This is a genomic window from Dyella japonica (assembly GCF_040545895.1).
Taxonomy (GTDB): domain Bacteria; phylum Pseudomonadota; class Gammaproteobacteria; order Xanthomonadales; family Rhodanobacteraceae; genus Dyella; species Dyella japonica_D.
This window is the reverse complement of the sequence record NZ_JBEPMU010000001.1, coordinates 904,802-918,883: the sequence shown is the minus strand read 5'-3', so window position 1 is coordinate 918,883 and position 14,082 is coordinate 904,802. Positions and strand designations below refer to the sequence as shown.

The following is a 14,082-nucleotide window of genomic DNA, read 5'->3' as shown; positions in this document are numbered from 1 at the left end:
TGCGGAACGATTGTAGCGAGCCGGCACGATCTTGCGCCTTCACGCGAACACGACGGCATGCGCCCGCGCGTCACGGCGTTCTTTTCGGTTGAGTCGACACCGCTGCGCGCAGTAAGGTCGCGCTTTCGGTCTGGCAGTGACGTCGTCCATGGTTTTTCCCGCCTTTTCCCGTTCGCTGCGCGTGGCACCTCTGGCTGGCGCCATGATGTTGGTCGCCGCCTGCTCCAGTAGTGGTGGTACCAAGCCCGCCACCCCCACGCCCCAGGCTAATCAGCTCTACGCGCAGCTGGACCAGGCCAGCAAGGGTTATGAGACGGCGCTTACCCAGGCGCGCGCAGGCAACGCGCAGGCCTCGCAGCAAACGCTCACCACGGCGCTGGATCAGCTCCAGAACGCTTCCGCGCATTGCCCCTCGACGCCCGGCTGCGATCCGCAACGCTTCTTCTCGGCCTTTGATCGTCTGTTGCGCTTGAAGGATGGCAACTTCGACCTGGGCGACGACATGGGCAGCATGGGCGACGATCTGCCCGAAGGCAGCGATGCTGGCAAGACCGGTGCCGCGAGCCTGCCCGAGGCCCAGCGCAGCGTGACCTTGCTGCGCGGCCAGCAACTCTCGCAGCTCATCGCGATGAACGGCCCCGTGAAGGCGGCGCTGGAGATGTGGCTCACACAGTGGCGCGGCAACCTGATGGATGCCTACGTCAACTATCAGTTCCTGCGTTACCAGATGTGGCCCGAATACCAGAAGCAGGATCTGCCCGAAGCGTTGCTGTTCGGCATCCTGGCGAAGGAATCGGGTGGCAAGGTGCACGCGGTGTCGCGCTCCGGTGCGGCGGGCCCGCTGCAATTCATGTATGCCACGGGCATTCGCTTTGGCCTCAATACCGAAGACGGTTTCGACTCGCGCTTCGATCCTGCCGAGTCCGCGCGCGCCAACGCGGAGTACATGGACGAGCAGCTCAAGGCCTTCAACAACAATCTCGAACTCACCCTGGCCGCGTACAACGGCGGCGAGGGCCGCATGCGCCGCCTCGTGGGCGACAACACCACGGTGAGCTTGTACGACCCGACCATCTACAACCAGCTCTCGCAGGAAACGCGTGACTACGTGCCTTCCGTGCTGGCAGCCGCGTGGCTGTTCCTGCATCCGGAGAGCTACAACCTGCGCTTCCCGCACGTGGACGGCGCGCAGGGCAGCATCGTGCTGAAGCGTCCTGCGTCGCTCACCGAGCTCACCGTTTGCCTCGGTTCCGCCGGTGGCATGCAGGACGGCTGGTTCCGCACGCTGCGCAATCTCAATCCGCGACTCGACCCGCAGGTGAGCCAGTCGACGGGCGTGCGCATCATGGTGCCCAAGGTGCTGGAGAAGCCGTACGAAGCGCGTTGCACCAGTGGCCCCTGGCCGATCCTTGCGAACGACCTGCACACGGCGGTGATCCCCGTTGTGCCGTCGTCGCCATCACCGCCGCCGGCCGCGTCGTCGCGCGGCGCCAGCACGTCGCGCACGCGCAATTACACCGTCAAGCGCGGCGATACGCTGACCAGCATCGTCAGCAAGGTGGGTTGTTCCTCCGTGCAGGAGGTGTCGGAGATGAATGACCTCAAGCATCACCAGATCAAGCCGGGGCAGGTGCTCAGGTTGCCGACCTGTCGCTGAGTTTGATGCCGTAACGAAAAAACGCCGCCTTTCAAAGGGCGGCGTTTTTTTTGCTCGTCATTCCGGCGCAGGCCGGAATCCAGTAGCGGCGATTTCGAGTTTTCGCGTCACCCAAAAGCGTGACCCGCTATCGCGACACGCTAACGTCGCCGCCGCTGGATTCCGGCCTGCGCCGGAATGACGAGCGGCGGGTGTCGAGGGCTCCGGTGACTCAGGCGGCTGCGGGCGTCTGCATCCATGACTGCATCGGGTCTTCGCGATGGTCTTCCTTCAGCCCACGCAGAAGGCGCATCAGGTCGCGGTGATGCGGCTGCATGCTCGGATGCGGGGTGTTCTTGGTCTCGTGGTAGGCCACGGCCAGCCAGAGCGCGATGCCGCGCATGGCGATCTCTGCGTTGTCCGAACGGGCGCGGGCCAGGCCGATGTCGGTGCCCTGGCCCCAGGGCAGATAACGCTCTTCCGGCGGCGTGCCGTAGAGGTGCGGGAAGTCGCTGCGCGATGCCTGGCCGATTTCACGCAATGCCATGGTGCCCAGGCGCGCGCGGCTGCGCTTGGGCAGGGCGTGGATCTGGCGCTCGATCTCGCGAAGCTGCTTGGCGAGCTGGCGGCTGCGGTTCATGGCGATGAGTCGGGTGACGATGCGCATCGGCGGTCCTCGGTCGGGGGATGGCGCTCGCGCAGGGCGTCGCCGAGCGGGGAGCTTACCCGCGCCCGGCAAAGGCAATGAGCCAAAAAGGTCACAAAACGACGAAATGCGTCACTCGTCGCGTCAAATCCTTGACGCGACCGCTCACCCCTTGAGCTGCGTGCCCAGGCGCTGGCCGACCTGCACGGGCTGCTGTGAGGCCAACGTGTCCAACTCGGCCATGCCCTCGGGGAACAACATGATCACCGTGGAACCCATGTTGAAGCGGGCCATTTCGGCAAAGCGTTCCAGCGTAATGTTCTGGCCCACGAAGGACTTGCGGCGGATCGACGAGGCATACGGCGGAATCACCAGCCCGTCCCACACGGTGGCCACGCTGGACACCAGGATGGCTCCCACCATCACCACCACGAACGGACCGTGCTCGCCCTCGAAGTGGCAGACCAGTCGCTCGTTGCGCGCGAACAGGCGCGGAATCGCTTCCACGGCGAACGGCGCCACGCTGAAGATGCGCCCGGGCACATGCACGGTTTCCTTCAGCGTGCCTTTGAGCGGCATGTGCACGCGGTGATAGTCACGCGGCGACAGATAGATGGTGGCGAAACGACCGTTGCGATAAGGCACGGCGCTGGCGTCGTCACCCAGCAGTTCGGCAGCGGTGTATTCCTGTCCCTTGGCCTGGAAAATGCGGCCGTCCACGATCTTGCCCATCTGGCTGATCTTGCCGTCGGCCGGCGAGAGCAGCGCCTTCGGGTCGGCATCCGCACGGCGCGCATCGGGTCGCAGCTTGCGCGTGAAGAACGCATTGAAGTGCTGGTAGGCCAGCGCATCGGGCTGCGCGGCCTCGGCCATGTTCACCTGATAGTTGCGCACGATGGTGCTGATCAGGAAGTTCTTCCACGGCTTGAACGTCCAGCGCGTGGCCCAGTAGACCACTCGCGACAGCGCGCGGTGGGGCAGGATGTATTGCAGGAGTACGTTGAAGGTCATCGCGCAAGTATGAATGAAGCCGAGGGCGAATACGCACCGGTCGTCCATGCCGTGCTCGTCATTCCCGCGAAGGCGGGAATCCAGTGCCTTTTCCACGCCCAAGCAACGACGCTGGATTCCCGCCTTCGCGGGAATGACGAGCTAAAGCCTCGGGCAAAGCGTTCTTCCGGGCGAACCAGGGCACACCCGCTATACTGTGCGACCCCTTCACGCCCATGTGCCCGCCGTGACCCACGAACTCGCCTCCATCATCGACTTCATCCGCTACGGCGCCAGCCGGTTTTCGGCGGCCGGGCTCACCTTTGGGCACAGCCACGACAACCCCATCGACGAGGCGACCCATCTGGTGCTGGCCAGCCTGCATTTGCCGCCGGACATCCCGCCGGCCTATGGCGCCGGCCGCTTGACCACGGAAGAGCGCGAGCGCGTGCTGGCGCTGATCGAGCGCCGCGTCAGCGAGCGCCTGCCGGTGGCCTACCTCGTGGGCGAAACCTGGTTCGCAGGCCTGAAGTTCAAGAGCGACCGCCGCGCCCTGGTGCCGCGCTCGCCCATCGCCGAACTGATCGAGTCGGGCTTCCAGCCATGGCTGGATCATCGCCACGTGGAGCGCGCGCTGGACCTTTGCACGGGCTCGGGCTGCATCGGCATCGCCATGGCCGAGTACAACCCGGAATGGCAGGTCGACATCGTCGACATCAGCGACGATGCGCTGTCGCTGGCGCGCGAGAACATTGCGTTCCAGCACGTGGAAGGCCGCGTCGAGGCGGTGAAGTCGGATCTGTTCAACGGCCTGAAGGGCCGCCGTTACGACCTCATCGTGTCGAACCCGCCGTACGTCACCGAAGACGAATACGCCGCACTGCCGGGCGAGTACAGCCACGAGCCCAAGCTTGGCCTGACCTCGGGCGAGGACGGCCTGGACATCTGCGTGCGCATGCTCGACGAAGCGGCCGACTACCTCACGGAAGACGGCCTGCTGATCGTGGAAGTGGGCGAGAGCGAGCGCCAGTTGGTGGAGTTGCTGCCGGAAGTCCCGTTCGTGTGGATCGAGTTCAAGGTGGGCGCGATGGGCGTGTTTGCGCTGGAGCGTCGCGACCTGATCGAGCACGCCGAAGCGATTCGCGCGGCGGCCAAGGCGCGTCAGGGGCGCTGAGCAGTCATGGAGCTGACCACGGCGCGGCTGCGCATCGATGCACTGCGCGAAGGCGATGCGGCCGCGTTGTTTGGCTATCGATCTGATCCTGAGGTTTCGCGTTACCAGGGTTGGCGCCCGGCATCACTCGCCGACGCCGAGGGTTTCATCCGTAACCAATCAGGCATCGCCGTTCCGTCGCCCGGTGAATGGTTTCAGCGCGCCATCCGTCGCCATGGCGAACCAACATTGATCGGCGATCTGGGCCTGTGCCTGTCGGAGGACGGGCAGGCGGAGTTCGGCGTCACGTTGGCGCCGGACGCACAGGGCCATGGCCTGGCGCGCGAAGCGGTGGGCGCGTTGTTCGACGGGCTGTTCGGCGGGTTGGATATCCATCGCGTGCATGCCTCGGTCGATCCACGCAACGCGTCGAGCATGGCCCTGCTGAAGGCGCTGGGCATGCGCCAGGAAGCGCATTTTCGCGAGAGCCTGCTCTTCCGCGGCGAATGGGTCGACGACGTGGTGTTCGCCTTGCTGGCGCGCGAATGGCGCGAGATCGGCGCCAAGGGCGCAGGATTTGCTGCATCGCGCTAAGCTGTGAGGGTTATTCCGCAGACGACCCCGCCTCGTGTCCAGCAACTCCTTCGGCAAACTGTTCACCGTCACCACGTTCGGCGAAAGCCATGGCCCGGCCATCGGCTGCGTGATCGATGGATGCCCGCCGGGCCTGTCGATCAGCGCGGAAGAATTCCGCACCGATCTCGATCGTCGCGCCACCGGCAAGAGTCGCCACACCTCGCAGCGCCGCGAGGCGGACGAGGTGGAAATCCTCTCCGGCGTGTACGAGGGCAAGACCACCGGCACGCCCATCGCCTTGCTGATTCGCAATACGGATCAACGCAGCAAGGACTACGGCGACATTGCCCAGACGTTTCGTCCTGGCCACGCCGACTACACCTACTGGCAGAAATACGGCATCCGCGATCCGCGCGGTGGCGGCCGTTCCTCGGCGCGTGAAACCACCATGCGCGTGGCGGCAGCGGTGATCGCGAAGAAGTGGCTGGCCGAACGCTACGGCGTCCGCGTGCGCGGTTATCTTGCGCAGATCGGCGAGATCACGCCGGGCTCGTTCGACTGGAACGTCGTCGAGCAGAATCCGTTCTTCTGGCCGGACGCGCATGAAGTGTCCACGCTGGAGTCGTACATGGATGCGCTGCGCAAGTCCGGCGATTCCGTCGGTGCGCGCGTGAACGTGGTGGCCGATGGCGTGCCGCCGGGCTGGGGCGAGCCGATCTACGGCAAGCTCGATGGCGATCTGGCCTCCGCGCTGATGTCGATCAACGCGGTGAAGGGCGTGGAGATCGGCGATGGTTTCAGTGTCGTGTCCCAACACGGCAGCCAGCATCGCGACGAAATGGCGATGGACGGCTTTGCGTCCAATCACGCGGGCGGCATTCTCGGCGGCATCAGCACGGGGCAGGAAGTGCTGGCCTCGATTGCTCTCAAGCCCACGTCGAGCATCCTCATTCCCGGCCACAGCGTGAACCTGGCCGGCGAGTCGGTCGATGTTGTGACCAAGGGCCGCCATGACCCCTGCGTCGGCATCCGCGCCACGCCCATCGCCGAGGCGATGATGGCGCTGGTGTTGATGGACCACGCGCTCCGGCATCGTGCCCAGTGCGGCGACGTGGGTGAGGTTCTTCCCCGCATTCCCTGATATCGGCCGGTCCGCTCGCGGCCGGCCCGGAACGACGAAGTAGACGTTGATGACTGCCAAACCGAAAGTCTGGGTATCGCGCCCGCTGTTTCCCGATGTACTGGCCCGCTTGGCCGAACACTTCGACGTCGACGCGGAAGCGGTCGAGCATCGCCATTCGGCGGACGAGCTGAAGCGGAAGCTGGCCGGCGTCGATGGCGCGGTGGTGGGCCTGGCCGATCGCATCGATGCGGCGGTGCTGGAGGGCAACACGCGTCTCAAGGTGGTCGCGAACCTTGGCGTGGGCTACAACAACCTCGACCTGGACGCGCTGACCCGCGCCGGCATCGTGGCCAGCAATACGCCGGACGTGCTCAACGAGAGTGTGGCCGATTACGCCTGGGCGCTGATGCTCGCGGCCGCTCGTCGCGTCAGCGCCGCCGAGCGCTGGCTGCGGGCAGGGCAGTGGCCTGGCAGCAACATGCGTTTCGACGACTGGCTGGGCTTGCCCGTGCACGGCCGCACGCTCGGCATCCTTGGCATGGGTCGCATCGGACAGGGCATTGCGCGTCGCGCAGCCGGCTTTGACATGCGCGTGCTGTATCACAACCGCTCGCGCCTGCCCGAAATGGTGGAGCGCGAGTGCCAGGCCACGCTGGTGAGCAAGTCCGAACTGCTGCGCCAGGTCGATTACCTCGTGCTGGTGCTGCCGTTCACGCCGGAGAACCGCCACGCCATCGGCGCGCCCGAGCTGGCCCAGATGAAGCCCTCCGCGGTGCTGGTGAACATCGCCCGTGGCGGCATCGTCGACGATGCCGCGCTCGCGCTTGCCCTGCGTGAAGGTAAGCTGGCCGCGGCGGGGCTGGACGTGTTCGAGGGCGAGCCGATGGTTCATCCGGACCTGCTGACGCTCGACAACGCCGTGCTCAGCCCGCATATCGCCAGCGCCAGCGAAGAAACCCGCCGGGCGATGGCTAACCTAGCGGCAGACAATGTGATCGCAGCGCTTGGGTTTGGCGAGGCGGCGGGAAAACCGCCCACGGCGCTCAATCCGGCGGTTCTGATACGCGGCTCCGCACATAAAGCGTGATGACATTCACGCCCAGGCGTGTCGCAGGTTGTTTTGCGCGCTGCCCCGGCTAGATTTCCGCTTGATGCGGAGGCCGGAGCGGTTTTCCGATTCCTCCTACCTGATTACGGGACATGAGCAAGAAGAGCAGCTACAAGGTGGCAATGGTCGGCGCAACGGGCGCCGTGGGTGAGACCCTGCTGGCGATTCTTGCCGAGCGCGAATTCCCCGTCAGCGAGCTGGTGCCGCTGGCGAGCGAGCGTTCCGCCGGCGAGAAAATCACCTTCGACGGCAAACAGATCACCGTGCAGAACCTTGCGGACTACGATTTCGACGGCGTCGACATCGCATTCTTCTCGGCCGGCGGTTCGGTGAGCCGCGAGCATGCGCCCCGTGCCGCAGCGGCGGGCGCGGTGGTGATCGACAACACCTCCGAATACCGCTACCAGGACGACATTCCGCTGGTGGTGAGCGAAGTGAACCCGCACGCCATCGCCGAATACACCACGCGCGGCATCATCGCCAACCCGAACTGCTCGACCATGCAGATGCTGGTGGCGCTGGCGCCCATCCATCGCGCAGCGGGCATCGAGCGCATCAACGTGGCCACGTATCAGTCGGTGTCCGGCGCCGGCCGCAGCGGCATGGAAGAACTGGGCAAGCAGACCTCCGCGCTGCTCAGCTTCCAGGACGTGGAAGTGAAGAAATTCTCCAAGCAGATCGCGTTCAACGTGATTCCGCACATCGACGACTTCCAGCCCAACGGCTACACCAAGGAAGAAATGAAGATGGTGTGGGAGACGCGCAAGATTCTGGAAGACCCCACCATCCAGGTGAATCCCACGGCGGTGCGCGTGCCGGTGTTCTACGGCCACGCCGAAGCGGTGCACGTGGAGACGCGCGAGAAGATCAGCGCCGAGCAGGCGCGCGAGCTGCTGGAAAACGCCGAAGGCGTGGTGGTGATGGACGAGCGCAAGGCGGGCGGCTACCCGACGCCGGTGGGCGATGCCGCAGGGCAGGACCCGGTGTTCGTGGGGCGCATCCGCGAGGACATCTCGCACGAGCGCGGCCTGGATATGTGGATCGTCGCGGACAACATCCGCAAGGGTGCGGCGCTCAACGCCGTTCAAATCGCAGAACTTCTGATCAAGGACTATCTGTAATGAAGCATGTGCTGACCGGGTTGGTGATGTGTGCATTGGTGTTCGCGGTACCTGCCCGGGCGGCACAGCCGTCGACGTCGCCTGCCGGCCAGGCGGCCGACCAGAAGCAGCTCGACCAGGCCATCGAGAAGCAGCAGGCGCAGCTCAAGCAGCTACAGGGCGACGTGGCGCGCGAGGAATCGAAGTCGCACGACACCGATGCCAAGCTCAAGCAGCAGGACCAGACCATCGCCGAACTGCAGGCCCAGCTGAAGGCCGCGAAAGCCACGCCTCAGCCAACCGGGCACTGAGGGCAGGCGGCGGCCCCCGGGGCCGCCGTCCAACGAGAACAAACGCCAGCAAAGTGCTGTAAATACTGATCAACGCTATTGTTGATTGGCTTGTATCTAACTAAAGTGACGCCTCGTTGCAGGCGCTGCCGTTTCGCGGCATGCCATAAGAAAACGTCACGGGGTCGTTCGGGGGAAACACGATGAATCGTTCGTTGAAGCTGTCGATGCTGCTGGCGCTTGCCCTCGGCAGCAGCCAGGCAGCCGCGCTGGAACTGGGGCAGATCCAGGTGAAATCGGCCCTCGGGCAGCCGCTGCTGGCCGAAATTCCGCTCAATCCCGCCAATGCGGCCGAGCTGGAGAATCTCACGGCCCGGCTGGCTTCCTCCGAGGACGCGGCCCAGGCCGGCGTCGCGGCCGGTCCCACGATTCCCCTTTCGTTCGCCGTGGTGGACGGCGCCAACGGCAAGAAGGTGATCCGCATCACCAGCTCCGCCCCAGTCAACGATCCCTATCTCGACCTGCTGGTCGAAGTGAACAACGCATCGGGCAAGAGCCTGCGCGAATTCACCATCCTGCTCGACCCGCCGGGCAGCGCCGTGGCCAGCGTGCCGGCCACCCGCGCACCGACGCAGTCCTCGGGCAAGTCCTCCCGTCGCGCCGCGGCCACCCCGCCGGCCGCGACCAGCACCGAATCGACGGCTGCCGCCCCGGCTCCGGCCCCCGAAGCCAAGCCGGCCAGGCCCGCGCCGGCACCGCGCGTGGCCGCCAATGGCAGCATCACGGTGGAGCAGGGCCAGACCCTTTCGGCCATCGCCCATGAGACCGCGCCGGCCGGCGTGGACATGAACCAGATGCTGGTGGCCCTGAAGACCGCCAACCCGGACGCCTTCTACCGCGACAACATCAACGCCCTGAAGAGCGGCGCCGTGCTGCGCGTGCCGTCCAAGGAAGACGCCCAGGCCATGACCGCCGCCGCTGCCGTGGCCGAAGTCCGCCGCCAGAACAGCGACTGGCGCTCGGGTGCCGCCCGCACGCCGACCACGGTCGCCGACGCCGGCACACGTGCCAACGCCAGCTCGGCGCCGGCCACCGGCGGTGCCGCCGGCGATCACCTGGCCCTGGTTCCCGCGAAGGAAGGCTCGGACAATGCCGCCGGTCGTGGTGGCAAGGGCGACAAGGCCGCTGCCGAGAAGGGCATGGCCGCGTTGCACCAGGACCTCCTGCGCAGCCAGGAAGCCCTCACCTCGCTCACCAAGCAGGGTGACGAGCTGAAGTCGCGCCTGAAGGACCTGGAAGACATCAACAGCAAGAACGAGCGCCTCCTGTCCCTCAAGGACAACGAGATCGCCGAGCTGCAGCACAAGCTGGCCGACGCCCGCAAGGCAAGCGGACAGCCGGCTGCGGCGGCCTCCGCGCCCGCCAAGGCGGCGTCGGTGAAGTCCGCCGAAGCCGAGACGGTGGTCAAGGCCAGCGAGCCGGCCACGCCTGCGGCTGCGTCCAGTGCGCCGGCCACGGCCGCCGCCACCCCGGCTGCTGCCAGCACCAGCGCCCCGGCACACGCCAGCTCCGCGCCGGTGGCTGCCGCCAAGCCGACGCCTGCCAAGCCGATGGCTGCAAAGCCCGCGCCGGTGGCCGAAGAAGAACCGTGGTTCATGCAGACCTGGGCATGGGGTGCCGGCGCCGCCGTCATCGTGCTCGGCCTGCTGGCCGCCCTGCGTGGCCGTAGCCGCAAGTCGGTGGAGCCTGCGGCGGCGAGCGCATCGTCGCTGGCCGACCGCTTCGGGACCGTTCCCCATGGCGGTGGCGCCAGCGCCGACCCCGATCAGGACGAACTGCTCGATCAGCTCGCCGAGCACCCGGACGACATCGGCCTGCACCTGGAGTTGGTGAGCCTGTATTACAGCCGTCGCGACGTCGATCATTTCGAAGCCGCGGCCGAAGCCATGCACGCCCACATCAGCGACGAGCAGCAGCCGGAGTGGGTGGATGTGCTGCACATGGGCGAAGACCTGGTGCCGGAACACCCGCTGTTCGCCCATGGCTACGTGGCGCCCCGCCATGACGAGGACGAACACGAGGCGCTGGACCAGTTCGACCTCGGCAACTACGCCAAGGATCACGAGGACATCCCGCCCATTCCCACGCCCTCGGTGCAGCACGCGCCGAAGGTCAGCGGCTATCACTTCGACTTCGACCTGACCCCGCGTCCGTCGCAGGCATCGGCCAGTGCGCCGGCCTCGACCGCGAAGGAAGAAGAGCTCGATGCCTCGGCGTCCAGCTGGCACTTCGAGGAGCCCGAAGCCGAGACGGTGACGGAAGGACAGCACGCGCACAGCCTGGACCACGGCCTGGAGCACGAAGCCGACCATGGCCTCAGCCACGAGCTGGGCGGCCACTTCACCGACGATCCGGTGGACACCAAGCTCGACCTGGCCCGCGCCTACCTCGACATGGGCGACCCGGACGGCGCCCAGGCGATGCTGGAAGAAGTGATGCACGAAGGCACGCAGATGCAGAAGGACGTGGCCAAGCGCCTGCTGGAAAGCATCCGCTGATCCTCGTTTTCTGAGCGATATCCCGCACGGGCCGGCCTTTGCCGGCCCGTGTGCGTTTGGGCCTGCTAACCTTTGCGCTTCTGTTGGCTGCTTTACTGGTTTTCATGCGCATTGCCCTGGGTATCGAATACGACGGCACCGAATTTTCCGGCTGGCAGCGGCTGACCCACGGCGAGACCGTGCAGGGCGCGCTGGAACGCGCGCTGTCGTTCGTTGCGGCGCACCCGGTGGAAGTGACCTGCGCCGGGCGCACCGATGCCGGCGTGCACGGCCGTTGCCAGGTGGTGCATTTCGATACCGAGGTGGAGCGCGACATGCGCGGCTGGACGCTCGGCGCATCGTCCAACCTGCCGGGTACGGTCGCCGTGCTGTGGGCGCAGCGGGTCGATCCGACCTTCCATGCGCGGTTCTCCGCGCGCAGCCGCCGCTATCGCTATCGCATCCTCAATCGCCAGGTGCGTGCTGCACTGGATGCGCGCTACGTCACCTGGGAGCGCCTGCCGCTCGACGCCGAGCGCATGCACGCTGCTGCGCAAGCGCTGATGGGTGAGCACGACTTCAGCGCATTCCGCGCCATTTCGTGCCAGGCCGCCCATGCGCGTCGCGAAGTGCTGGCGGTAAGCGTGCGGCGCGAAGACGAGCAGGTCATCATCGAGATCGAGGCCAACGCCTTCCTGCACCACATGGTGCGCAACATCGTCGGTTCGTTGCTGCCGATCGGTCGAGGCGAACAGCCGGTGCACTGGATGCACGAGCTGCTCGAAGGGCGCAGTCGCGAGGTGGCCGGTCCTACCGCGCCGGCTTCGGGCCTCACCTTTCTCGGTCCACGCTACGAGGCGCAATGGGGATTGCCGGCGGAGGTGACGCGATGACGCGCATCAAGTGTTGCGGCATGACCCGCATCGAGGACGCCTTGCTCGCCGCACGTCTCGGCGCCGACGCCATCGGCGTGGTGCTGACGGCGCGCAGCAAGCGGCGCGTCACCATCGCGCAGGCGCAAGCCATCGTGCGGGCGTTGCCACCGTTCGTCAGTGCCGTCGTGCTCCTGATGGACGACGATGCCGCGTTCGTTCGCGAAGCCATCGACGCGATCCAGCCGGACCTGCTGCAATTCCACGGCGCCGAATCCGACGACTGGTGCGCGCAGTTCGGTCGCCGCTATCTCAAGGCCATTGCCATGGGCGAAGGCGCCGCCGACTTGCCCAGCCTCCTCCGCTACCCGGGAGCGTCGGGACTCCTGCTGGATGGTCACGGCCTCGGCGAAGCCGGTGGCAGCGGCAAGGCGTTCGATTGGTCGCTGATGCCGCGCGATGTCACGCAGCCCTTGATTCTCGCCGGCGGCCTTACGCCGGCCAATGTCGCCGAGGCCATTCGCATCGCCACGCCGTGGGGCGTGGATGTGGCCAGCGGCATCGAGTCGGCGCCGGGCATCAAGGATTCGCAGAAGCTGGCGGACTTCATCGCAGCGGTTCGCCAAACGGACGGCCAGGGTCTGTAGACGTCGGCCCGCTGCTAGCATGGCTACTGGTCTGTCCGCCCAGGTTTCGCATGCCCGCCCCGATCGAAACATTCCACTATGAAGGCCAGCCCGATGCGCTGGACACCATCGTTGGAGGCGACAGGCCGCTCGTCATTCGCGGATTGGTCAATCACTGGCCGCTGGTCAAGGCGGCGCGCGAGTCGGACCAGTCCTTTGCTGCGCAATTGATGGCAGCCGACAACGGGGCGCCGGTCGACGCGCTGCTGATGCCGCCTGAAGCGGAGGGCGTGGTGGGTTATCGCGGCGAAGCGGAGGCGTTCAATTTCGAGCATCACCGCGCGTCGGTCACGCAGGCGCTGCAGCGGCTGCTGCAATTTGCCGATGCCGCGAACGCGCCCGGCATTGCCTTGCAGAGCGCACCCATCGCCAACTGCCTGCCGGGTCTGCTCGAACATCACGCCTTGCCGCTGCTCGATGCGTCGGTAACGCCGCGTCTGTGGATCGGCAACCGCGTCACCACACCGGCGCATTTCGACGAGTACCACAATATCGCCTGCGTGGCGTGCGGCGTGCGCCGTTTCACGCTGTTTCCGCCGGAACAGGTGCGCAACCTCTATATCGGTCCGCTGGACTTCGCGCCCACCGGCGCCGCCATCAGCATGGCGCGTCTCGATCGCCTCGACGATCCGCGCTATCCGCGTTTGCAGGAAGCCATGGCGCATGCGCAGGCGGCGGAGCTCGAACCGGGCGATGCCATCTATATCCCGCCGATGTGGTGGCATCACGTGGCCTCGCTCGGCAGGCTCAACGCGCTGGTGAACTACTGGTGGAAGAAGGCGCACGGCACGGGGCTCGCGCCCAATACGCGCCTGGGCGGCCTGCTGCATTGCATCCTGCTGTTCAAGTCGTTGCCGCCGGCAGAGCGCGCGGCCTGGCGCGAGCTGCTCGACTACTACGTGTTCAACGACGAAGACCCGGCGGCGCACATTCCCGAGGGCCGTCGCGGCTGGCTGGGCGAGCTCGACGAGGAACAATCGCGCAAGTTGCTCGAACGCATTCGCCAGTATCTGTGAGTTCGAGTTCGAGTTCGCGTTCTCGCGCGATTCGCGCGCTGCGCGCGGTGTTGTCCACAGTGAATGTGGATGCATCCGGTAAAAGCTTGTGGATAGGTGTGCTATCTGCCTGATGGCAAACACATCCTGACGCACTGCTGCAGAAATGCGCAGTGCGTCGACATGCATGCGCCGTCGATGCACGCGTGTTTTCCACAGCGAATGTGGATGCAGGCAGGCAAAGCTTGTGGACAAGTGTCCTATCTGCTTGACCGCAAAGAGGTCGCGACGCGTTGATGCGCGATTGCTCAATGTCGTGCATCGCTTTCGCCTATCCGCATGCGTGCCGCGCGCAAGTTTTCCACAGCGC

General features: G+C 66.0%; 13 protein-coding genes. 11 read left to right on the top strand and 2 right to left on the bottom strand.

Features of this window, described 5'->3' with window-relative positions:
* Positions 1 to 148: 148 nt before the first annotated feature.
* Entirely contained in the window at positions 149 to 1,657 is a 1,509-nt protein-coding gene (locus tag ABIC75_RS03940; protein WP_354012543.1) for a transglycosylase SLT domain-containing protein, read from the top strand.
* Positions 1,658 to 1,868: 211 nt separating this feature from the next.
* On the opposite strand, the gene ABIC75_RS03935 is transcribed toward ABIC75_RS03940, so the two are convergent.
* Both ABIC75_RS03935 and asd read right to left on the bottom strand, forming a co-directional pair.
* Positions 1,869 to 2,303 carry a hypothetical protein gene (locus tag ABIC75_RS03935; RefSeq protein WP_354012542.1) on the bottom strand — a complete coding sequence of 145 codons (435 nt, stop codon included), beginning with the start codon at positions 2,301 to 2,303 and terminating at the stop codon, positions 1,869 to 1,871.
* A gap of 144 nt (positions 2,304 to 2,447) precedes the next feature.
* Positions 2,448 to 3,293, bottom strand: a complete 846-nt coding sequence (asd, locus tag ABIC75_RS03930; RefSeq protein ID WP_354013062.1) for an archaetidylserine decarboxylase — start codon at positions 3,291 to 3,293, stop codon at positions 2,448 to 2,450.
* A 226-nt stretch (positions 3,294 to 3,519) separates the two neighbouring features.
* On the opposite strand from asd, the gene prmB reads away from it, so the two are divergent.
* From prmB to ABIC75_RS03880, 10 genes are all read left to right on the top strand, one after another.
* On the top strand, positions 3,520 to 4,446 hold the full coding sequence (prmB, locus tag ABIC75_RS03925; RefSeq protein WP_354012541.1) for a 50S ribosomal protein L3 N(5)-glutamine methyltransferase: 927 nt from the start codon (positions 3,520 to 3,522) through the stop codon (positions 4,444 to 4,446).
* Between the two features lie 6 nt (positions 4,447 to 4,452).
* Positions 4,453 to 5,019: a GNAT family N-acetyltransferase gene (locus ABIC75_RS03920; protein ID WP_354012540.1), complete on the top strand. Its 567-nt coding sequence runs from the start codon at positions 4,453 to 4,455 to the stop codon at positions 5,017 to 5,019.
* Between the two features lie 34 nt (positions 5,020 to 5,053).
* Positions 5,054 to 6,142: a chorismate synthase gene (gene aroC / locus ABIC75_RS03915; protein ID WP_354012539.1), complete on the top strand. Its 1,089-nt coding sequence runs from the start codon at positions 5,054 to 5,056 to the stop codon at positions 6,140 to 6,142.
* Between the two features lie 49 nt (positions 6,143 to 6,191).
* Entirely contained in the window at positions 6,192 to 7,211 is a 1,020-nt protein-coding gene (locus ABIC75_RS03910) for a 2-hydroxyacid dehydrogenase (RefSeq protein WP_354012538.1), read from the top strand.
* Between the two features lie 113 nt (positions 7,212 to 7,324).
* A complete protein-coding gene (locus ABIC75_RS03905) occupies positions 7,325 to 8,353 on the top strand; it encodes an aspartate-semialdehyde dehydrogenase (protein WP_354012537.1) in 1,029 nt (342 codons plus the stop codon).
* Complete coding sequence (locus ABIC75_RS03900; protein WP_354012536.1) at positions 8,353 to 8,643, top strand: hypothetical protein; 291 nt, start codon at positions 8,353 to 8,355, stop codon at positions 8,641 to 8,643. Before ABIC75_RS03905 ends, ABIC75_RS03900 begins: the two co-directional genes overlap by 1 nt.
* Before the next feature lie 182 nt (positions 8,644 to 8,825).
* The gene (locus ABIC75_RS03895; protein WP_354012535.1) at positions 8,826 to 11,180 is read left to right on the top strand and encodes a FimV/HubP family polar landmark protein; all 2,355 of its coding nucleotides are present in this window, start codon (positions 8,826 to 8,828) and stop codon (positions 11,178 to 11,180) included.
* A 104-nt stretch (positions 11,181 to 11,284) separates the two neighbouring features.
* Positions 11,285 to 12,052 carry a tRNA pseudouridine(38-40) synthase TruA gene (gene truA, locus ABIC75_RS03890; protein WP_354012534.1) on the top strand — a complete coding sequence of 256 codons (768 nt, stop codon included), beginning with the start codon at positions 11,285 to 11,287 and terminating at the stop codon, positions 12,050 to 12,052.
* Complete coding sequence (locus tag ABIC75_RS03885; protein ID WP_354012533.1) at positions 12,049 to 12,678, top strand: phosphoribosylanthranilate isomerase; 630 nt, start codon at positions 12,049 to 12,051, stop codon at positions 12,676 to 12,678. The genes truA and ABIC75_RS03885 overlap by 4 nt, the downstream gene beginning before the upstream one ends.
* Before the next feature lie 50 nt (positions 12,679 to 12,728).
* Positions 12,729 to 13,733 (top strand): cupin-like domain-containing protein, encoded by a 1,005-nt coding sequence (locus ABIC75_RS03880; protein ID WP_354012532.1) that lies wholly within the window; start codon positions 12,729 to 12,731, stop codon positions 13,731 to 13,733.
* The last annotated feature ends 349 nt before the right edge of the window (positions 13,734 to 14,082 follow it).